This window comes from Geomonas diazotrophica (assembly GCF_019063885.1).
GTDB classification, from domain to species: Bacteria; Desulfobacterota; Desulfuromonadia; order Geobacterales; family Geobacteraceae; genus Geomonas; species Geomonas diazotrophica.
In genome coordinates this window covers 3589820-3609987 of the sequence record NZ_CP077684.1, presented here as the reverse complement: position 1 = coordinate 3609987, position 20168 = coordinate 3589820, and the positions used below count along the sequence as shown (strand labels likewise).

The 20168-nt window shown below is 63.1% G+C and carries 14 protein-coding genes; 6 read left to right on the top strand and 8 right to left on the bottom strand.

From position 1 onward, the window contains the following. Positions 1–72 precede the first annotated feature (72 nt). Positions 73–1035 (top strand): HD-GYP domain-containing protein, encoded by a 963-nt coding sequence (locus KP003_RS15740; protein WP_216499997.1) that lies wholly within the window; start codon positions 73–75, stop codon positions 1033–1035. A gap of 202 nt (positions 1036–1237) precedes the next feature. After that, positions 1238–1741, top strand: coding sequence for a chemotaxis protein CheX (locus KP003_RS15735; RefSeq protein ID WP_239027559.1), 504 nt, complete (start codon positions 1238–1240; stop codon positions 1739–1741). A gap of 140 nt (positions 1742–1881) precedes the next feature. Here the strand turns inward: KP003_RS15735 and KP003_RS15730 are convergent, their stop codons facing one another. From KP003_RS15730 to KP003_RS15715, 4 genes are all read right to left on the bottom strand, one after another. Beyond that, a complete protein-coding gene (locus tag KP003_RS15730; RefSeq protein WP_216499998.1) occupies positions 1882–3507 on the bottom strand; it encodes a fumarate hydratase in 1626 nt (541 codons plus the stop codon). A 234-nt stretch (positions 3508–3741) separates the two neighbouring features. Continuing rightward, on the bottom strand, positions 3742–6234 hold the full coding sequence (locus KP003_RS15725) for a hypothetical protein (RefSeq protein ID WP_217299881.1): 2493 nt from the start codon (positions 6232–6234) through the stop codon (positions 3742–3744). A gap of 27 nt (positions 6235–6261) precedes the next feature. Continuing rightward, positions 6262–7623, bottom strand: coding sequence for an OmpP1/FadL family transporter (locus tag KP003_RS15720; RefSeq protein WP_217299880.1), 1362 nt, complete (start codon positions 7621–7623; stop codon positions 6262–6264). A gap of 211 nt (positions 7624–7834) precedes the next feature. Next, complete coding sequence (locus KP003_RS15715) at positions 7835–8098, bottom strand: hypothetical protein (RefSeq protein WP_216500001.1); 264 nt, start codon at positions 8096–8098, stop codon at positions 7835–7837. A gap of 181 nt (positions 8099–8279) precedes the next feature. Between KP003_RS15715 and KP003_RS15710 the strand changes: the two genes are divergently transcribed. Next, a complete protein-coding gene (locus KP003_RS15710; protein ID WP_217299879.1) occupies positions 8280–8882 on the top strand; it encodes a class I SAM-dependent methyltransferase in 603 nt (200 codons plus the stop codon). Between the two features lie 90 nt (positions 8883–8972). On the opposite strand, the gene ubiE is transcribed toward KP003_RS15710, so the two are convergent. Further along, on the bottom strand, positions 8973–9680 hold the full coding sequence (ubiE, locus tag KP003_RS15705; RefSeq protein ID WP_216500003.1) for a bifunctional demethylmenaquinone methyltransferase/2-methoxy-6-polyprenyl-1,4-benzoquinol methylase UbiE: 708 nt from the start codon (positions 9678–9680) through the stop codon (positions 8973–8975). A gap of 186 nt (positions 9681–9866) precedes the next feature. Here ubiE and cdaA point away from each other — a divergent pair, with 186 nt between their 5' ends. The 3 genes from cdaA to KP003_RS15690 all read left to right on the top strand — a co-directional run bounded on the left by cdaA (position 9867) and on the right by KP003_RS15690 (position 13948). Continuing rightward, positions 9867–11036, top strand: a complete 1170-nt coding sequence (cdaA, locus tag KP003_RS15700; RefSeq protein ID WP_216500004.1) for a diadenylate cyclase CdaA — start codon at positions 9867–9869, stop codon at positions 11034–11036. 128 nt (positions 11037–11164) lie between these two features. Next, the gene (locus KP003_RS15695; protein ID WP_216789128.1) at positions 11165–12181 is read left to right on the top strand and encodes a C40 family peptidase; all 1017 of its coding nucleotides are present in this window, start codon (positions 11165–11167) and stop codon (positions 12179–12181) included. Between the two features lie 63 nt (positions 12182–12244). Continuing rightward, entirely contained in the window at positions 12245–13948 is a 1704-nt protein-coding gene (locus KP003_RS15690; protein ID WP_217299878.1) for a B12-binding domain-containing radical SAM protein, read from the top strand. A gap of 102 nt (positions 13949–14050) precedes the next feature. On the opposite strand, the gene KP003_RS15685 is transcribed toward KP003_RS15690, so the two are convergent. The 3 genes from KP003_RS15685 to KP003_RS15675 all read right to left on the bottom strand — a co-directional run bounded on the left by KP003_RS15685 (position 14051) and on the right by KP003_RS15675 (position 20135). Further along, the gene (locus tag KP003_RS15685) at positions 14051–14470 is read right to left on the bottom strand and encodes a hypothetical protein (RefSeq protein WP_216500007.1); all 420 of its coding nucleotides are present in this window, start codon (positions 14468–14470) and stop codon (positions 14051–14053) included. Positions 14471–14581: 111 nt separating this feature from the next. Further along, complete coding sequence (locus tag KP003_RS15680; RefSeq protein WP_217299877.1) at positions 14582–17758, bottom strand: YhdP family protein; 3177 nt, start codon at positions 17756–17758, stop codon at positions 14582–14584. A gap of 115 nt (positions 17759–17873) precedes the next feature. Beyond that, entirely contained in the window at positions 17874–20135 is a 2262-nt protein-coding gene (locus KP003_RS15675) for a sensor histidine kinase (protein ID WP_216500009.1), read from the bottom strand. Positions 20136–20168: the final 33 nt, after the last annotated feature.

The window sequence follows — 20168 nt, the reverse complement described above, 5'->3', positions numbered from 1 at the left end:
CTTTGCTGCCGATAAGGATCTTGTGCGGCGCGTTTCATCCATACGCCGCACGAGTTCCATGCGGAGGTAGCCATGGGGGAGCTCTACGTACCCGTCAGCATAGAAAGCATCCAGGCGGATGTCTTCCCGGATGTCGCCCTTTACATAAAAAGCGGCGACAAGTACATCCTTTACAAGAGTCATGGCCGGAATTTCTCCAACCAGGATGCCGCGCGCCTGATGGAGAACAAGGTCGAATTCCTATTCGTGAGCCCGGCCGATCTCGAGGTGATCACCGCCTACATGGAGAGCAACGCCGAGCGTGTACTCAATGACGACACGCTGCAGGCAAAGATCAAGGGGAAGATCATCTACCAGACCTCCATAAACTTCGTGGGGGACATCTTCGAACACCCCGAGAAGGTTTCCGACTTCTCCCGCAGCCAGAGGATGGTCAAGAACCTCCTGCAGTACCTGTCCAGCGACCGGGACTCATTCCAGTCGCTGGAAAGCGTGATGACCCACAACTACTACACCTTCGTGCACAGCCTGCAGGTGACCGCCCTGTCCGTGCTGCTGCATTCGGAGGCCTACCTTCTTTCCCATGACGAGATGCTCGACGTCGGCATCGGGACCTTGCTGCACGACTTCGGCAAGGTCTTCGTCTCCCCTACCATCCTCAGCAAGGAGGGGAAGCTTACCCCGAGTGAGCTGGAGGAGTACCGCAGGCACCCCGAAGAGGGGTACCAGTACCTGAAGAAACACACCAAGCTCTCCGACATCTCGCTGGGGGTGGTGCGTTGCCACCACGAGCGCAACAATGGCAACGGCTACCCGCAGGGGCTGAAGGGGCCTGAGATTTCGCGCAGCGCCCAGGTGGCCGCCATCTGCGATGTCTACTGCACCCTGACCATAGACCGCTCCTGCCGCAAGGCACTCTCCTCGGCAATAGCCCTGCTGATCATGAAGCAGGAGATGAAGGGCTCCTTCAACGAGCGGTTGCTGGATGCCCTGGAGGGAATCGTCTGTACCGATAACCCGGCACAGTTCCTCTAGAGGCAACGGGCAATGGATGGACAGCGGGAACCGTGGAGGCTGCCCGTTCATGGCTATAGCTCCACGGGCAAGAGGGAGTCAACGCCCTGGCAAGGACGGCGGCAATTGCGTTCTAAAGGTATGGGCGAAAGTGACGAAGAAGTAGTGAAGGCAGGAAAATCGTAGTCAATTATCGACTCTCAATTGCGCAAAGGGGGGTGCCTTGAGCAACAGCATAACGTTCGAAGAGATCATGTTCACCATCATGTCGGCGACCCAGGATACCTTCAAGAGCTACATGAATACCGACATATACGCGGGCAAGGTGGAGAAAAAGATCAACCCGCTACAAAGCGACGTGGTGGGGATCGTGGGGGTGGCGGGAGACCGGGTCGGCTACATCATCTTCGCGACCGAGAAGGGGCCGGCGGAACAGATCGCCAAGGACCTCCTGATGCTGGACGAGGCTGACGACGAGGCGATCAGCGACGCGGTCGGCGAGGTGGCCAACAACATTGCCGGGGTCTTCAAGACCAAGTACCACGAGCAGTACGGCAGCGTGGCCCTGGGACTTCCCCTGGTTCTCTCCGGACGGCTGCGGCCGATGACCGATCCCCCCGAACAGTCCACCATGGACGGGAGCATGAGCGTGCAATGTAAGGGGGTCACCATCCCCTTCACCACCATGGATGGGAAGCTCCACTTCCGGGTCATGGTTTACATGTAGCTGACTAGGGCAACTACAGGGACTAGGGACTAGAAGAAACCAAAAGAAAGCCCCCGCTGCCATGACGGCACGGGGGCTTTCTTCCATCCAACGATGATTCTGCAGGGGCGAATAATCATTCGCCCCCCTCACTTCTGCAACTAAATTCCCAATTGCTTGAAGAAGTCGTTCCCCTTGTCGTCCACCAGGATGAACGCCGGGAAGTCCTCAACCTCGATCTTCCAGACCGCTTCCATCCCCAGTTCGGGGAAGTCGATGCACTCCACCTTCTTGATGTTCTCCTCGGCGAGGATCGCGGCCGGGCCGCCGATGGAGCCGAGGTAGAAGCCGCCGTGCTTCTTGCAGGCGTCGGTTACCTGCTGCGAGCGGTTACCCTTGGCGATCATGACCATGGAGCCGCCGTTGGCCTGGAGCAGATCGACGTAGGAGTCCATGCGGCCGGCGGTGGTGGGGCCGAAGGAGCCGGAGGGCTTTCCTTTCGGAGTCTTGGCCGGACCCGCGTAGTAGATCGGGTGGTTCTTCAGGTACTCCGGAAGCGGCTTGCCGGAGTCGAGGATCTCCTTGAACTTGGCGTGGGCGATGTCGCGGCCGACCACGATGGTGCCGGAGAGGAGCAGCGGGGTCGAGACCGGGTGCTTGGAGAGCTCGGCCAGGATGTCCTTCATAGGCTGGTTCAGGTTGATCCTGACGCCGTGTTCGTGCTTGCCGCGGAAACGCTCGGGGATGAGGCGCCCCGGGTTCTCGTCCATCTGCTCGACCCAGATCCCTTCCTTGTTGATCTTGGCCTTGATGTTGCGGTCCGCGGAGCAGGAAACGCCCATGCCGACCGGGCAGGAGGCGCCGTGACGCGGCAGGCGGATGATCCGCACGTCGTGGGCGAAGTACTTGCCGCCGAACTGGGCGCCGATGCCGGACTCCTGGGCCGCCTTCAGGAGCTCCGCTTCGAGGGCGAGGTCGCGGAAGGCCTGGCCGTGCTCGTTGCCGCTGGTCGGGAGCGCGTCGAGGTACTTGGCGCTGGCGAGCTTAACGGTTTTGAGGCAAGCCTCGGCGCTGGTGCCGCCGATGGCGAAGGCGAGGTGGTACGGCGGGCAGGCGGCGGTGCCGAGCGTCTTCATCTTGGCCACGAGGAACTTGATCAGGCTGTCCGGGTTGAGGAGCGCCTTGGTCTCCTGGTACAGGTAGGTCTTGTTGGCGGAGCCGCCACCCTTGGCCATGAACAGGAACTTGTACTCGGCACCCTTGGTGGCGTACAGATCGATCTGGGCCGGGAGGTTGGTCCCGGTGTTGGTCTCCTTGTACATGTCCAAGGCGACGGTCTGGGAGTAGCGCAGGTTCTCCTCGGTGTAGGTACGGTAGACCCCCTTGGAGAGGTACTCCTCGTCGTTGGCGCCGGTCCAGACCTGCTGACCCTTCTTGCCCATGACGATGGCGGTGCCGGTGTCCTGGCAGATGGGGAGTTCGAAGTTGGCCGCCACCTCAGCGTTTCTCAGGAAGGCGAGGGCAACACCCTTGTCGTTCTGGGAGGCTTCCGGATCGGTCAGGATCTTGGCGACCATCTCGTTGTGCTCAGGGCGGAGCAGGAAGGAGAGGTCCTTCATGGCGGCGTTGGCCACTACGGCAAGGGCCTCCGGAGCTACCTTGAGCACCTCCTGCCCTTCGAAGTTGGCGACCGAAACGTACTGCTGGGAGTCCGGGATGAGGCGGTACTTGGTGGTGTCCGGCCCGAGCGGGAAAGCTTCCTGGTACTTGAACTCTGGAGTTGCCATCGGTTCTGTTCTCCTTTGCGTGGGATTGATGGTGACTGGTATTCGTAACCGTGCGGACGGCACGGTAAAAAATGTATACACGATTCGCGGAATATATTGCAAAAGGCCAATTTTGTCGAGAGCTAAGTTTACTCGGGGAGTGTCTGCAAAGGTATTGGGGGAGGGGGCTGCGGTGCGTGCGCGGTGCCGGAAGGGTGGCGGGCCCCGCCAGAGACGGCGGGGCCCGGCCCTGGATCAGGACGGCTGGGCGAAGAGCCGCGACAGCGGCGGGGGAATCACCCGGTAGGGAGGCAGGGGCGGCGGGGCGCGAACCGGCTTGGGCAGCGCCGCAGAGACGAAGGTCGGATCGATCACCAGCCCGGTGCGAACGAAGTAGCTCATCTGCCTCTGGCCCAACAGGAAACTCTGCGGTGAGGTGACCGGGTCGATCAAAAAGCCATGGCTCACGTCCGGCTGGTCGAACTGGAAGTAACCCTCGCGCGGTCCGCTCGCCGCGACATCGCCGGCGGCCGGCTCGACCTTCGGGATCATGGTGCCGTCGGAGCGGGTCATCATGAAGGGGACGGGCACCCGGCCGGAGAGGTAGCTCACCTGGTCGAAACCGGGCGCCACCGCGAGGGCTTCCGGTGTCCCCAGCACGCCGCGCCCACCAAGGGCGTTACCCAGGTAACGGGTGCTCCAGTCGGGAATGACGAGGTCGCCGTTGGTCGGGCGCCCGCCGGCGTCGAAAGCCGTGCTGGTCGCCTCCTGGATCAACACCCGGCCGGAGAGCCTGGATGGGAGCGTGCTCCCGGTGCGCAGATCAGGCAGCGGCGTGGTCATGGTGGCGGGGTCGACCGGGTCGAACACCGACTGGGTGAGCTGGAAGAACTTGTTGTAGAGCGGGGTACCCGCCGCGATACCCTCCTGCGCCAGTCCGGCGTCGATGCTGGGGCCGAAAGCGACGCTGTCCTGCAAAAGATAGGCGATGCGCGCGCCGGGGACGCTCAAGAGCCCCTTCATGTCAGCGTCGAGGGTGGCCTGGGTATAGGGAGGGGTGCCCGGCGCCGGGGAGAGGGTGGTGTTGCCGGCCAGGTAGTAGGCTCCCACGATGGCTCCGAGGCTCACGCCGACGAACTTGGGCTTCAGGGCCGGGTTCGGCGCGTTTCCACCCAAGGCGGCGAACCCCATCGCCGCTAAGGCGGGGTTGAAGGACGGGGTGGCAAGCACCAGTTCCAGCCGGTCCAGGTTGAAGGCGGCCTGCTGGACGTTGGTCCGGGCGGCAAGCGGCGCCCCCAGGGCGATGAAGTCTTCGCCCCAGTCGGTGCCGGTGAGGTGACCCGGCAGGGCGAGCTCGCCGTGCAGCGGGAGATCGATGGCGACCACCGCGTACCCCGCGGCGGTGAGCGTGCCGGCCACGGCGATCGCCTGCTCCTTGCTGCCGTTGATGGCGTGCTGGTAGATGGCCAGCGGCCATCCCCCTGCGGGAGGGGTGCCGGAGGGGGCGAAGTACACGAAGGGGACTTGGCGATCGGTGTAGTAAAACCCGGTGAGCTTGCCGGTGCCCGGGTCGCGGAAGGGGAGCAGCACGGCGCTCGCCGCGCTGTAACTGCCGAAGGCGAGGTTCTGGTTCATCGCCGGGTTGCTGCGCGCCACGACCGGGTTCATGGAGATGTCCGCGCTGGCGAAGCTCCCGGTGATCACGGCGCCCACGCTGGCCGGTGCCGAGGCGGGGATGCCGGTCCCGGCGAGAACCGCGCTCCAATACGTTGCCGGTGCCAGGGTGCCGGTGACGGTGGCGATGTTAAGACCCGCGCCGAGCCAGCTCTTGCCTGTCAGGCCGCCGGGAAGGTCGCTGCCGGCGGCGAAGGCGCGCAGCGCGCTCTCCACCGGCACCAGGCTCCCGACCGGGGCGGCCGGATCGGCAGCCACGAAACCCGCCGCCGTCGTGTTGAAGCGCCCCAAAAGGACGATCTGGCTGCGGCTCGCCACGCTGGTGACGGCCGGGGACGCGGTCAGGTCGTTCATGACCTTGGCGTAGCCGGAGAAGAGCACGTTGCCGCTGCCGTCGACGGTGTTGCCCCTGATCCGCTCGAGCGGCTCGAAAGGGCCTCGCAGGGGGAGCCCGGACTTCAACGCCGAGAAGTAGACCGAACTGCTCACGGAACCGCCGGTGGCCGCGTCCTTGACCCGGTCGGTCACCAGGTAGAGGTAGCGGCTGCCGGGCTGGAGGGGGAACCTGGGGAAGAGAGAGACGTCGCTGCGTCCGGGGGCGTAGCTGAAGCTGAAATTGCCGGTCACGTCGCTGAAGCTGAGCGGGTTGTTCTCGGTCGCAGCGGGCGCCGCGCTGTCGGCTCCGATCCGGAACACCTTGATGTTGTCCGCGTTCACCGTGACGGGCTGCAGCGGCCGGGCGAAGCGGAGGTAAATGGGGGCGTTGACGCCGGCTACCGCGTTGGTCCCGCCGACTTCGTAACGGTTCACGTAGGCGAGCGCCTCCAACGGGTTCATGGGGCGGTTCGCCGGCCTCATGCCCACGGCTCCGGTGGCAGGGTCGGTGTACTGGGTGATCGGGTCCCGCGCCGTCGCAGTTGCCAGCACGTTGGGGAGGGGGATCTCGCTGGTCGTGGGATCGAAAAGGGCCGTATTGGGGCTGATCGACTGGCTCACCCCCGAGTCAGAGCCGCAACCGGCCAGGGTGAGGAGGAACAGCAGTGTTCCTAACAGGCGTTGCAGGTGCTGGGTCATGTGGTATCCTCCGCTGCCGGATGGGGGTCAGAACTTCAGGTTCAGGTTCGCTGCCAGTAGATAGGCGTCGCTCCTGAAGACGCCGTTGGCGCCGCGCAGGGTAGCCATGTCCTGGTTGTGCACCGTGCGATCCACGAAGTGCACCCACATGTAGGCGAGGTCGAGGGTCCCCAGCGTGTTGGCGATGCCGGCGCCCACCGAGAAACTGTGTCGGTCCGCGTCGGGGAGCAGCGGGTCCACGGTGTGGTCGGGGACGGGGGAATCGTCGAAGGAGTAGCCTGCGCGCAGGGCAAGCCGTGGATTGACCTCATACTGCCCCCCGAACTTGTAGCTCCACACGTCACGCCAGTTCCGGAGTTCGGGCTGGTGGTTGAAGGAGGCGAATTCGGGGGAGTCGAAGTGGAACTCCAGCCGTTCGAAACTGCTCCATCCGGTGCGGGTGGCGTCGAATTCCAGGGTGAGCCGTTCCGTCGGCCGCCAGGCGACCGCGAGGTCAAGGGTGTCGGGAAGGGTGATGCTGGTCGAGGCGTCGCTGCTGGCGCGAGCCCTGGTGTAGGGGAAAAGGGCGGAATCGGCCAATACGATGGCGCCCAACCCGGTCGGCGTGGTGGCCAGGAAGTTGGCTTCACCGCGGATGTCGAGGGTGATTTTGCTGCGGTAGGCGAGGCCGAAGCTCAGGGCGCGGCGCGGCTTCCAGAGGAACCCGAGGTTGTACCCGAGGTCGGTTGCGGTGCCGTCCAGCCCCAGCGAGCCCAACTCGTAGGCGCCGAAAGGGGGCACAGGTGCGGTGGGGTCGATGGCCGGCGAATAGAGCGATCTTTGCAGCGATACCTGCGCGTAGGTTATGTCGATCCCGGCGGCGACCCCGAGGTTCAAGGCGTCGAAACGGTAGGCGACGGTGGGCTGGAAGTTGATCGGTTTGATCGAGGCGATCTGGACCTGGTTGCGGAAGACGCTGGAGTCGTCCCAGGACTTGGACAAGGGATAGATCGCGTTAATGCCGAGGCCGAAGGAGAGGGGGAGGCCTTCCAGCGTGTAACTCGCGTAGAAGTTGGGGGCGATGACGACGTCGCGCCGGGAGCGTTCCGTGACTACGGCGGTGCCGGTGGCCAGGGGCGGAGTGCCGGACAGGGGCGTGGTCCCCTGGAACTCGGTCTGGGGCACCATGATCCCCAACGCCCCGAGGTTCACCTGGATGCCCGGCAGAAAGGCTATGCCGGCCGGGTTGAAGTACAGGGCGCTCGGGTCATCGGCCTGGGCGGCGAAGGCGTTGCCCATGCCCATCGCCTTGGCTCCCTGCTCGCTGACCTTGAAGCCGGCCCCATGACACACGCCGCGCAGCCCCGGGAGGGCGCTGAGGAGCAGAACGCACCACAACCATTTTCTCATTGGTGTCCCCCTGCCGATCCTGCTTATATTCGGCCGCTACAAGCGTTGCCGCAAGTGGCAAGGCCGCGTTAGCCATAGGATTTTGGCCCGAGGGGGGACAGCGCGCCGGGAAGCGGCTGTCTGCATGTGAACCCCGAGGGATCGGCAATAATTAGCATTCGCTAATGCTACCGCCCGTGAGGTCGAAGTCAAGCGGGGGGGGATCCGGCGCTCAGTGCACGGTCTTCCCTTTCATCATCCCTTCCAGCATCCGGCGCAGGGCGTCCTCTTCTACGAAGCAGAACAGGGCGCTGTCGCCGAAGGCCACTTCCACGGAGCCCCTTCTCTTTTTCAGGGTAACCTCCACTTCGTGCACGCCGTTGCCCAGGAGCCCGTGGTAGACCTGCTGGAAGGATTTCCCGGTGCGCAGGGCCTCCTTGCCCCGCATCTCGAAGTAAACCGCCTGGTCCAGCGCATCGTTGGTTAGGTAGATCATGGTGCACCTCCTGTTTTTCTACAGGAAACCACATGCGCGCGACAGAAAATGTCGCTGCGCGTGAGCGGGGTGGACGCGGTGGCGCCGGTGACTGCCGGCGGGAGTGGAAAGGCTTGACAATCGTTCCGAAAATGCGGATTTTGGGGGCTCGACTCGGAGAACGGCAGGGGGGGGATGGAGGATGGAGTCCGATCGTGTCAAATGGGACCAGCGCTACAGCGGTCCGGAACATTTTTTTTCGCTGGCCCCCTCGCGTCTGCTGGCCGATTCGCTGGAGCGCATCCTGTTCCTGGTTCCGGGGAGGCGGGCTCTCGACCTGGCCTGCGGTGAGGGGCGCAACAGCATCTACCTGGCGCAGCACGGCTTCGATGCGACCGGGGTGGACATCTCGCCGCGGGGGCTGGAGCGCGCCAGAAGGCGGGCGGCCGAGGTCGGTGTCGCCGCGGAGTTCATAGAGGCTGACCTGGAGAGCTGGCGGCCGCAAGGGGGGTACGACCTGATCCTTAACTTCAACTTCCTTATGCGGGACCTGATCCCCTCGCTGGTGGAGGTGCTTGTCCCGGGAGGGGTGCTGCTCATGGAGACCATTCTGGACGCGCCGGGGGTGCCGGGAGAGCATCGCAAGGATTTCCTGCTGCAACCAGGTGAGTTGGGACGGATCTTCGCGGGGTATGCCGGTAGGATACTGCTCCTGGAGGAAGACGTCGACGCGCCGGAGATGCCGGTAGCGCGGGTCATGTTTCAGAAGCAGGTTGAGGTCAAGGTTGAGGTTGAGGAAGTCTAGTAGGCCGACCGTGTCGCTTGAGCCCGGGCAAAAAGAAAGGCTGTGGTCGCAAGCCACAGCCTTTTTCTCAACCTTAACCTCAACCTGTTTCTACTTGGTTCCGACGTAGACGGTGGCGATGCCGCCGGTGAGATCGAAGTGGTGAACGTCCTTGAAACCAACCTGCTCCATCATCCCCTTGAACACTTCGCGGGAGGGAAACTCAAGGACCGAGTCGGGAAGGTACTGGTAGGCGCTGAACCGGGAGAAGGCGCCGCCGATCTTGGGGAGCACCTTCAGGAAGTAGAAGTGGTAGATGTCCTTGAATACGGGCATGGTCGGCGTGGAAAATTCGAGGATCACGATCTTGCCGCCGTTCTTGAGCACGCGGCGCATCTCGGTTAGCCCCTTGATCCGGTCCACGACGTTCCTGATGCCGAAGGAGATGGTGGCGGCGTCGAAGCTGCCGTCTTGGTACGGGATATCCTCGCAGGGGGCGACCTCGAGCGTGATGCGGCCGGCGTGACGCGACTCCTGTACCTTGACGCGTCCCAGTTCGATCATCTCCGGGGTGAAGTCGATGCCGACGATGTTCACGGAAGTCGGGGTCTGGGCCGCTATCTCCAGGGCGACGTCGCCGGTGCCGGTAGCCACATCCAGCACGAGCCCCGGACCGCGCAGACCGATCTTCCCCACTGCGAAACGACGCCAGCGGCGATCGATCCCGAGCGACAGGAGCCTGTTCAAAAGATCGTAGCGCGGAGCTATGCTCCCGAACATGGCGCGGATGCGCTCACCCTTTTCCGATAATGCGTACATATTTTCCTACCTTTTTGGCGCCCGAAATGCTATAAATTTTGACCGCTTCCCCACGCGGGAAGCCCTTTTGCAAGGCTTGATTTTTAGCACAAAGCGCCACGGCTTGCCAGCAAAAAGCGGCCCCCCCTGTTTTAACGCCGTCCGCCTAAGGCTCCCCGCCAGCGCCGTCCCCCAAGGAGGCCACCGTTGTTCCCGCAAATCAGGCCCCAGGATATCGCCGATATCCTGATCATGACCTTCCTGCTCTACCAGCTCTACAGCTGGTTCAAGAATTCCAAGGCACTCCAGGTCGTGTTAGGACTGTTGTTCCTCGGGGTGATTTACTTCGTCACCAAGGGGCTTGGGCTCTTCATGACCAGCTGGATCCTGCAGGAGCTGGGGACCGTGCTCCTGGTCCTGCTGATCGTGGTATTCCAGTCGGAGATCCGGCAGGCGCTGTACCGCCTGAGCCTTTTGCGCAACCTGTTCGAGCACCAGGAGAGCGTGGTACGGGTCGACCTCTTGGAGTTCTCGGCCACGGTCTTCTCGCTCGCCTCGCAGCGCATCGGAGCACTGGTCGTTTTCCAACGCGCGGAGCTCCTGGACGACCTGATCCTGCACGGGGTCCCCATGGACTCGCTGGTGAGCGGTTCCCTGGTCACCAGTATCTTCATGCCCGGCTCTCCGCTGCACGACGGAGCGGTGCTGGTGAAGGACGGCCGGGTCGCCCTCGCCTCCTGTCATCTCCCGCTGTCGGTAAGTGCCGAGGTGCCGCAGCACCTGGGTACCCGCCACCGCGCCGCACTCGGCCTTTCCGAGCGCTCCGATGCGGTTATCGTGGTGGTTTCCGAGGAGCGGGGCGAGGTCTCCCTCTCCCTGCAGGGGGAGCTGGAGGTGATGGCGTCGCAGGCGCAACTGCACGAGCGGCTCACCTCCCTGCTGCAGCCGTTATCCCGCGAGGAGCAGCGCGTGGGGATCTTCAAGCGGCTCTTCTCCAACTTCTGGCCCAAGGTCGCCATCTTCTGCGTGGTCGTGGTGAGCTGGCTTTTGATCACCTATCGCCAGGGCGAGATCCTGACGGTCACAGCGCCGGTTACCTTCCACAACCTCCCCGACAGCCTCACCCTGACCCGCAGCTACCCGGACGAGGTGGATCTGCAGCTCAAGTCCTTCTCCAACCTGGTGGGGTCGCCGAAGAATCTCGACATCGTGGTGGACCTGGACCTGTCCAAGGCAAAGGAGGGGAACAACAACATCCAGATCAGCAAGGACCTGATTCGGCTCCCCCCCGGCGTGGTGGTGGTGAACCTAGACCGCTCCCTGGTGCGGGTGACCGTGGAAAAGAAACAACCGAAGCCTTCCGCCCGCAAACGCTAAGGTTTCGAAAACAAAGGGTTTGCTCTTCGGAGCAAGGCCAGGAAAGGTCATTAACGTTGACATGGCGTGTCTTTTGTTATATAAATCGACGCACCCGCTTTTTTTTCTAAAACAATGAAGGAGGACTCATGATAAAAAGCCTGAAGCTCTTTACCCTGTGCATCGTCATGCTCTCCATACCTTCGCTCGCCTTCGCCGCAAAGACCCATCGTGTCAAAAAGCACGAAACCTTATACTCACTCGCCAAAAAATATAACGTCACCGTCGAAGAGCTGAAGGCCGCCAACAACCTGGTCGGCAACAGCGTGAAGCCGCGCGTGCTCCTGGTCATCCCGCCCCGTTCGGTATCCGAGGGGAAGAGCGCGTCGGCCGCCGCCAAGGTGTACAAGGTTAAAAAGAGTGAGACCCTTTCCCGCATCGCCAAGAAGACCGGCGTTTCGGTTGCCGAGCTGAAGAGGCTGAACAGCCTTAGCAGCAGCAGGGTCAAGGCGGGAAAGGTGCTGGTACTGAAGGAGAGCGAGCCCGCGGACGAGCCGAAGGTGAAGGTCACCAAGAAGCTGCAGCTGCGCCACCCCGATCTTTTCAACGAGAAGGACTACGAGCAGAGCATTCAGGAACTCGCCTCGCTCGAGCCGGAACGCCAGGTCGACCTCTCCAAGAGCACCGAGCTCAAGGCTGACAGCATCAAGGAGCTCAAGAAATCCGCCTACGGCTTCCTTGGGACCCGCTACCGCTTCGGCGGGAGCTCGCGTTCCGGTATCGACTGTTCCAGCTTCGTGCAGCACGTGTTCAAGGAGCTGGAAGTCTCCCTGCCCCGTACCGCGCGTGAGCAGTTCGAAGTCGGGAACGCCGTGGCGCCGGGCGATCTGCAGAGGGGGGACCTGATCTTCTTCGCGACCTACGCCTCCTATCCTTCCCACGTCGGCATCTACCTCGGCAACAACAAGATGATCCACGCTTCCTCGCGCGACCGCAGGGTAGTGATCTCCTCCCTGAACACCTCCTACTACCGGTCGCGCTTCCTGGGCGCCAAGCGGATCGCCAAGGTCAACCCGGACGTCTTCAAGCTTGACGACCTGATCCTCGGCGTCGAGGAGGACAACTCCGAAAACTCGATGGAAGAGGATGGCCTCACCAGCAACTAACCTCCGGCACACGTTACCCTTCACGAATCCGGCCCTCGGGCCGGATTTTTTTATGAGCGCTGCATGAAGATTCTCCTGGCTTACAAATGCCACCCCCAAGGGGCGCGTGACCCCTTCACCTCGCTCTTGCCGGTCGGCCTGCTTTCCCTGAGCGCCGTGCTCAGGCAGGCGGGGCACCGGGTTACCCTGGCCAATCTCTCCCGCTCCTCCTGGACTGAGGTGCGCGAACTCCTTCAGTGGCTCTCCCCCGAGCTGGTCGGCGTTTCGCAGTTCACCCATAACCGCTCGGAATCCATCCGCCTCGCCTCCCTCGCCAAGGAGTTCGACCCCGCATGCTGCGTCGTCTTCGGCGGCCCGCACGCGACCCATTCCTGGCAGGAACAGCTGGAGCGGCACCGCGAGGTGGATGCCATCGTGCTGGGGGAAGGGGAGCAGACCCTGCTGGAACTGGTGCAGGCGTTGGTTGACGGGCGGCCGCTGTCGCAGGTGGCGGGCGTTGCCTGCCGGGAAGGGAAAGAGGCCGTGCTGGGACCGCCCCGCGCCGCCGTGGCCGACCTGGACCGGCTCCCCCTGGCCGCTGAAGACCCCGGCGAGACCATCGGCGTCGACCTGCGGCGCCAGCTCGAATTCGTGATCACCTCCCGTGGGTGCCCGGCCAGCTGCCTGTTCTGCTCTTCCCCTCTGTTTTGGGGGCGCGGCGTCCGTTTCCGCTCCCCCGCCTCGGTGGTGCAGGAGCTGCGGCTTTTGAAGGAGCGCTACGGGCTCATCTACTTCTCCTTCCGTGACGACACCTTCACCGCCAACCGTGCACGGGTGCTGGAGATCTGCCGCCTGATCGAGCAGCAGCGGCTGCACATCCTCTGGAACTGCCAATCCCGCGTCAACGCAGTGGACCAGGAGATGCTGGTGGCCATGAAGCGCGCCGGGTGCGAGTGCATCCAGTTCGGCGTGGAGTCGGGCTCGCCGGAGATGCTCAAGGCGCTGGGGAAGAAGATCCTGCCGGCGGACGTGGAGCGGGCGGCGACAGCGGCGCGCAAGGCCGGGATCAACCTCTCCGTCTACCTCATCACCGGGATTCCCGGGGAGAACGACGAGGACCTGCAGCAGACCGTGCGCCTGATCGACCGGATCCGCCCTCAGGACGGGCAGGTATCCCCCCTGGTGTATTACCCGGGAACCGAACTGCTGCAACGCGCGGTGCGGCGTCACGAGGTGACGTCCCATCTCTTCGACGAAGAGGAGGGGGAGGGGTTCCTGGTGCGCCGCGACCCCTTCGTGGAGCGCTCGCGCCAGTCCATACTGAAGGCGCTGCAAAAGGCGGGGAAAAAGGCCCGCTTCACCCGGACCGACTTCGCGGCCCAGCGGGAACTGGTGGGGTACAGCTTCGTGACCGAGCTGCTGCAGGCGGAAGCCCTGGAGCAGGAAGGGGACTGGGATGGGGCGGTCAGGCTCTGCCGTGGGATGACGAGGCAGGAGCCGGACAACCCTTGGGGCTGGCTTCAGTTGGCCGGCCTGCAGGAGCGTGCCGGCGACCTGGCCGGTGCGACGCGCTCCTACCAAAAACTTGCGCAGCTGGTTCCCCTGCACCTCCCCGCCTTCGTGGCCATGGGAGAATTGGCCCTGGCCCAGGGAGACCGTGCCGCGGCGGCACGTCACTATCAAAGGGCGCTGGAGCTCGACCCCTGTGACGAGGCGGCTCTCGAAGGCGCCGCACAGGCGGGAGCGGGGCGGGGCAAACCTGGCCACAAACCCGGGCGCGGGAAGTAAAGGGGCGCGATTATCAGGGGATAGCGGCATGCATCATTAAACGGACAAAAAAAGCGCCTCCCTTGCGGGGGGCGCCTTTTTTTATCCTTGCTGCGGGGTGGCTTACTTGTTGACGGCCAGGCCCGGTGCGAAGATGATCTTGTCGAAGGTGCGCTTCAGAGTCTTGCTCTGGAAGTTGATCATCGGCGGGGAATCCGGGAACTCAACGGTGTCGCCGACTTTCACCTTGGTCTGCATTGCTGCAACCCACAGCTTCTCGCCTTTCTCCTCGATCTGGACGTAGGTGTACCCGCCGGAGTCCATGGTCTCGAGGACCTTTCCTTTGTGACCTGCGCCCGGCTTCACTTCCTGCGGCTTCAGCCCTGCGTGCGGATCGGTGCCCGGGGCTGCTGCGGGCATCTGGCTTGCGGGCGCTGCAGCCGGTGCCTGCTGAGCAGGTGCCTGCGGTGCTTCTTCTTTTTTCTTGCAGCCGGCAGCTGCCACGGCAACGATTGCCAACATTACAACCAAAGTCTTCTTCACAGTGTCCTCCGTGTTGGATGGAATTAAGAAATTGACAACGCTCAAAAAAATAGCACAACCCCAGCTGACTTTACAACTAAAAAGTCTGGTATACATGCGCCCGTGGAGGCCCTAACGCCCTATGATTACTTCCCCTGTGTCGGTTATCAGGCGCGCCGGGAGCTCGAACACCCTCTTGAAGATGTTGAAGACCCCCTTGGCGAGCGACTTCACCGGTACCGCCGTGACTTGCGGGTCCTCGATGTGCCCCTTCGCCTCAAAATAGGTGGTTATGAGGGACTTGTCCTTCCCGGTCAGGATCCATCCGAAGATGGGGATCTTGCTCACCACCTTGTCCACCGTCTGCAGCGGCTGCACCCCGACGTTCAAGTCGAGCTCGTCTTTCACGAGGTCCACTTTCCCCACCGCCGATATGTTCATTGCGTTGCTGTCCACGAACAGGTTCTGGGTCGTGGCGACCCCGTTGTTGAAGGCGATGTCCCCGGTGATCTTGTTGAAGGGCATCCCTCCCGAGACCATGTCGGGGAGCTGTCCCTTGAAGAGCTGCGACACGTTCAGGATGGAGAAGATCTTCGAGAGGGTGGAGAACTTCCTGATGCTGCCGCGCTCGATCCTGAGCTTCACGTTCCCCTGGATGCTCCGCTTGAAGTCGGCAGCGCTCTCACCGCGCACGGCCAGGTCGCCTTGCAGGGACATGGCCCCGGTGACCTCCTGCTTCTTCACCCCCAACGAGTGCAACAGCGCGGCCGCCGAGACCTTTTGCACCGTGCAGGAGAGCGTGTGGCGCGCCGGCGCTGCGAGGTCGCTGCGCAGCCTGCCGGTGACCTCCCCCTCGAAGGAGCTGAACTCGAATGGGAGCAGCTGCAGTACGTGGTTTTCGTAGAAGACGCTGGTCCTTAGGTGCTGGAACGGGAAGTCCTTGAGCTTTCCCTCCGCCGCGGTCAGGTGGGCCCTCAGGGTGAGGTGGTTCTCTCCGCCGGGCCCGCCGAACAGCGGCATCAGGTCGTCGGGGTTCAGGTAGGAAGCGGCGACCACCAGCTCCGCCAGTGGGTGCTGCAGGTCCTTGACGCTTCCCTTAACCTGGAGCGATGTCTTGCCCAGCGAACCGGAGAGGGAGGTTATCTGCAGGTTGTCCTTTTGGTAGGTGAGGTTCCCCTGCACCCTCTCAACCCGCACCGGGGCGCCGCCGTTGGCGAAGCCTATGTCGGCGGGATCCACCGAGGGAGAGCTGAAGACGAGCTGCCAGCTGGGGTTCTGCAGCCCGGTCAGGACGCCCCGCCCGCTGATGCTGGTGCTGCCGAGCCTCACCTGGAGCTGCGAGGTCTCGAAGGTCTCGCCGTTCACCTTCACCGTGCCGTTCACCCCGGTCAAAGGCTTGATCTTCTCCCCCGGTTTCAGGGTCACCCCGGAGAGCCCCACGTTGCCGCTCCATGTGAGCCGGTCCATGTCGGGGCCGCCGGCGTGCAACAGGAGCTGGACCACCCCGGTGGGGTGGTATTTCTTCACCATGGGGACCAGCTGCCCGACCTCGGTGCTCTGGAATGGGTTGGTCCTTATCTCGAACGTCACCGGGCCGTCGTACCGGCTCACCGCGGTGGCCGAGAGGGACGCGGGGGGGAGCTGGTAATGCAGCGAAGTGATCCGGAACTGCTCCTTGTCGAAGTCCATGCTGAAGGATACGCTGTTGGTGCGTCCGGCTGGTTTGGCGACCAGGTCCTTGAAGCTGTACGAGGCCGTGGTGAGGTCGCTGTCGCCGGAGAGCCGGTAGAGCGCGGTCCCTCCCTCACCCTTCAGGTTCAGGATCGAGTTGGTGGTGAAGGAGCCGATTCCCTTCCCCAGCAGCCAGACCACTTCCGGCTGCCTCGGTTGGACCTTCGCTGTGAATGGGTACTGGCACGGGTGGTCGAGCGGGTAGTCGGTGATGCGCCCTTCCAGGGCAAGGGGCGAGGTGCCGAAGCGTCCCGTCATCCCCTTCAGGAAGAAGTCCTTGCCGGCAAGCTCCAATTGCCCCTTGATGCCGCTGAAGACCGGTATGCCGGAGCCGTAGTTGACCACCCCTTCCTCCACGTGCGCCTTGATGTAGAGGACGTTGTAGTTCTGCCCCCGCTCCATGTGCAGGATCTGGCTCACCCGCCCGTCCAGGCGTCCCTGGTCCAGCCGGTATACCCCCCCCGTGATCTTCTGCTCGATGAAATGCGCCGTGTCGTCGACGATGATGCCGTAGGGGATGTACTGCCGGTAGTCGCGCAGGTTGAAGCTGTTGCTGCTGGCGCTGGCGGTGATGCGCAGGTCGCCGGAGTGCAGGTCCGAGAGCTTAACCTTCCCGTTCACCTTGAAGCCGTCCAGGTCGGCCTTCACGTGATCGATCTCGAGGTTGCGCTCGGTGAGTTCCAGGGAGCAGGACCCCTTGAAGGACTTCGGCGTGAGCCTCGCGTGGAACACCTGGGGATAGTCGAGGTTCATCCTGGTGAAGCGGAACTCGGTCTTCCCCTTGAAGGCGTTCAGGTGTCCCTTGAGGCTGGCCTCCAGTTCCAACTGGCCGGATAGGCTTTTAAACGGGACAAAGCGGCTGTAGTAGGGCCAGAAATGGCCGACGTCGATGGGGCCGGTCTTGATCTTGCCATGCACCGGCATGGCTGCCAACGGTGCCCCGGCTGCCGGGATCCCCGCGACGCCGGAGAGGTGGATGGGGACCTTGCTCCTGCCCGAGAGGAGCTGGCCGTCGAGCTTGAAGTCGCAATCCCTGCCGCGGGTGATCCGGCTCAGGAAGAGGTCCGTGTCGGAGAGTTCGGTGATCAGCGGCTGCTCCGCGAAGGCGTAGTCGGTGAACCGGATCTGGGCCTTTTTAAGCTCGACGCCGCGGATCCCCGGGGCCTCGCCGCCGCTGGGGGTGAGGAGGTCGGCGATGTTTAAGACCCCTTGTCGGTCGCGCCACAACCTCAGCGTGGGGCGTTCCAGCTCGATCCGGGAGAGCACGAGTTCACGGCGCAAAAGAGGGAGGATGGCGATCCTGACCGTGAGCCGATCGGCGGTGGCGAACTCGGTGGTCCCGTCCTTCTCCTTGATGGTGACTCCGGTGAAGGTGAAGGCGGGGGTGAGCCGCATGGTGAACGCGCCGGTCTGGTACTGCAGGTCCCGTTTCAGCGAGGTTTTCACCTGCGCCAGGATCTCGGACTTGTAGGTGTCGAGGTCGAGCAGGCGGGGGAGGAGGCTCACCCCGAGGACGACGACGGTCAGTATGGTGGCCAGAAGCGGCAAAAGCCAGGCCCGAATCTTTTTAAGAGGCATAAGCTATCTCTGCAGGGGAGCCGGCGTCGGCACGCCCGATCTCAACCTGTCCGCTAGGATCTTCATTTTGGTCTCGATTCGAGGTTCAACCTCGACCTTTACCTCGACCCGAAGTTCATGCATCGGCCGGGAGCTCGATGATGAAGCGGCTCCCCTTGGGGTGGTTCTCCTTGGCACGGATGAAGCCGTGGTGGTCGGAGATGATGGTGTTGACGATGGCAAGGCCAAGGCCGGTGCCGCTCTTCTTCCGGGAGAAGTACGGCTCGAAGAGCCGGGGGCGGTCCTCGGCGGCGATACCGTGGCCGGTGTCGGAGACGGTGAAGGTGGCCATCTTGAGGGTGCTGTCGTAGCAGGTGGCGAGCTCGATCTCTCCCTCCCCCTCGATGGCGGCCACCGCGTTGTCCAAAAGGTTGATCACCACCCGCTTGATCTGGTCCCGGTCCAGCATGATGGGGGGCATCTTGTCGTCCGTGTTGAGGGTGAAGCGGATGTGGCGGTGCGCCTCCACGTAGAGGGTGAGCGCCTCCTTGAGGATGTCGTTCAGGTCGTTGGGCTTGGGGACCGAGGCCGGCATGCGGGCGAAGTTGGAGAACTCGTTCACCAGCCCCTTCAGCTCGTCCACCGACTTGATGATCATGTTGGTGCACTGGTCGAAGACCTCTTCCTCACCCTCGAAGCGCGAGAGGTAGCGCTTTCTCAGCCGCTGCGCCGAGAGCTGTATCGGGGTGAGCGGGTTCTTGATCTCGTGGGCGATCCTGCGGGCCACCTCGCGCCATGCCGCCATCCGCTGCGCCTTGATCAGCGAGGTGAGGTCGTCCAGCACCACCACCATCCCCATGAAGGCGTCATTCTCGTCCTTGAGGACGGTCAGGTTGGTGAGAAGCGTCAGCTCGCCGTCGCGCATAGGGATGGTGACCTGGCGCACGATGGCGTCGTGCTTGTCGAGCACCATGTCGCGCAGGAGCCCCTTGACGATGTCCAGGTGCTCGACCTGCAGCACCTCGCGGAAGTTCTTGCCGGTGACCTTGTCGCTGTTGATCAAGAGAAGCTTCTCGGCCGACTTGTTCACCGTGGTGAGGAGCCCGTCCTTGTCCACCGAGATGATGCCGGCGGTGACGTTGGCCAGCACCGCCTCCATGTAGCGGCGCCGCTGCTCCAGTTCCAGGTTGCTCTTTTGCAGTTCCTCGTTGGTGTGCTGCAGGGCGAGCTGGTTCTCGCGCAGGTCCTCGGTCATCCGGTTGAAGGAGGCGATCAGCATGCCGATCTCGTCGCCGCCCCCCTCGCCAAGGTGCACGTCCAGGTTCCCCTCGGCCACCTGGCGGGTCGCCTCGGCCAGCTCCTGGATCGGAATGGTGAGGCTGCGGGCCAGGTAGACCCCGAACCAGACCGCGAGGAAGACGATCACCATGGTTATCAGGAACAGGGTCAGGATGTAGCCGGTGGCGATCGGGTGCTTCAGGATCTTCAGCTGGCGGAATTCGTGGTAGGAGGCGGAGATCTCCCGCATCTTGGAGACCAGGGAGTAGGGGACGTAGTAGTTGACCACGATGACCCCGACCACGTCGTTGTCGTTGAAGTTGCTCCGGATCGGGACGATGCCGCGGATCAGGTCGGCCTTGCCGATGGCGTTGACCCGGGTCAGCTTCTGCCCGGCGAGCCCCACGTTGATGTCCTCGGAGGAGGGGTTGGTGAACTCGCCCAGGGGGAGCTTGGGGTTCCCCGCGCGGAACAGCTCCTCGCGCTGCGCCGAGAAGACCTCGACCACCCCCAGGTTGTACTCCTTCTGCTTCTGGCGCACCAGGGCCTTCAACTGGGGGAGGTTCTCCTCGTTGAGGAGCTTTCTCTCCTTGATGGCGTCGCTGATCTGCTCGCCGTAGTAGAGCGCGTTGGCGGCCGAGGTCTTGTAGTAGACCTGCGCCACCTCCATGGACTCGTTCAGGGAGGTTTCCACCTGCTTGTTGAACCAGTTCTGGATGCTGTTGGTGATGAAGCCGGCGGAAACGAAGAACAGGAGCATGGTCGGCACCAGCGACAGGGTGACGAAGGCGAGCACCAGCTTGGTGCGCAGCTTGGCCCCCGGCGTGTTCTTGCGCCGTTCCAGGAAGAGCTTGGTGATGTTCCTGAACACCAGGTAGACCAGCAGGATGATGAGCAGGATGATGACGTTGATGATGGCGAAGATGACGATGTTGCTCCCCATCGGCACCTCGGAGGAGAGGCGCGACAGGTGGATCTCGAGGTAGGTGAGGAGCACGATCGAGAGCAGCGACACGCAGACGATGATCGCCTCGCGCTTGCGCTTTCGGATCTCTCCGGCGGGCAGTTCGGCACCCTGGGTGTGCGGGGGGAGCCCCCCTTTTGGGTCGGACATCGGCATCAGGCCACTCTATACGAATGAGGCAGCAGTTTC

What these genes read in the sequence shown, in the direction of transcription:
- KP003_RS15740 (WP_216499997.1), top strand. Translation starts at nt 73, where the DNA reads ATGGGGGAGCTCTACGTACCCGTCAGCATAGAAAGCATCCAGGCGGAT.
- KP003_RS15730 (WP_216499998.1), bottom strand. Translation starts at nt 3,507, where the DNA reads ATGGCAACTCCAGAGTTCAAGTACCAGGAAGCTTTCCCGCTCGGGCCG.
- KP003_RS15725 (WP_217299881.1), bottom strand. Translation starts at nt 6,234, where the DNA reads ATGACCCAGCACCTGCAACGCCTGTTAGGAACACTGCTGTTCCTCCTC.
- KP003_RS15720 (WP_217299880.1), bottom strand. Translation starts at nt 7,623, where the DNA reads ATGAGAAAATGGTTGTGGTGCGTTCTGCTCCTCAGCGCCCTCCCGGGG.
- KP003_RS15715 (WP_216500001.1), bottom strand. Translation starts at nt 8,098, where the DNA reads ATGATCTACCTAACCAACGATGCGCTGGACCAGGCGGTTTACTTCGAG.
- KP003_RS15710 (WP_217299879.1), top strand. Translation starts at nt 8,280, where the DNA reads ATGGAGTCCGATCGTGTCAAATGGGACCAGCGCTACAGCGGTCCGGAA.
- ubiE (WP_216500003.1), bottom strand. Translation starts at nt 9,680, where the DNA reads ATGTACGCATTATCGGAAAAGGGTGAGCGCATCCGCGCCATGTTCGGG.
- KP003_RS15695 (WP_216789128.1), top strand. Translation starts at nt 11,165, where the DNA reads ATGATAAAAAGCCTGAAGCTCTTTACCCTGTGCATCGTCATGCTCTCC.
- KP003_RS15690 (WP_217299878.1), top strand. Translation starts at nt 12,245, where the DNA reads ATGAAGATTCTCCTGGCTTACAAATGCCACCCCCAAGGGGCGCGTGAC.
- KP003_RS15680 (WP_217299877.1), bottom strand. Translation starts at nt 17,758, where the DNA reads ATGCCTCTTAAAAAGATTCGGGCCTGGCTTTTGCCGCTTCTGGCCACC.
- KP003_RS15675 (WP_216500009.1), bottom strand. Translation starts at nt 20,135, where the DNA reads ATGCCGATGTCCGACCCAAAAGGGGGGCTCCCCCCGCACACCCAGGGT.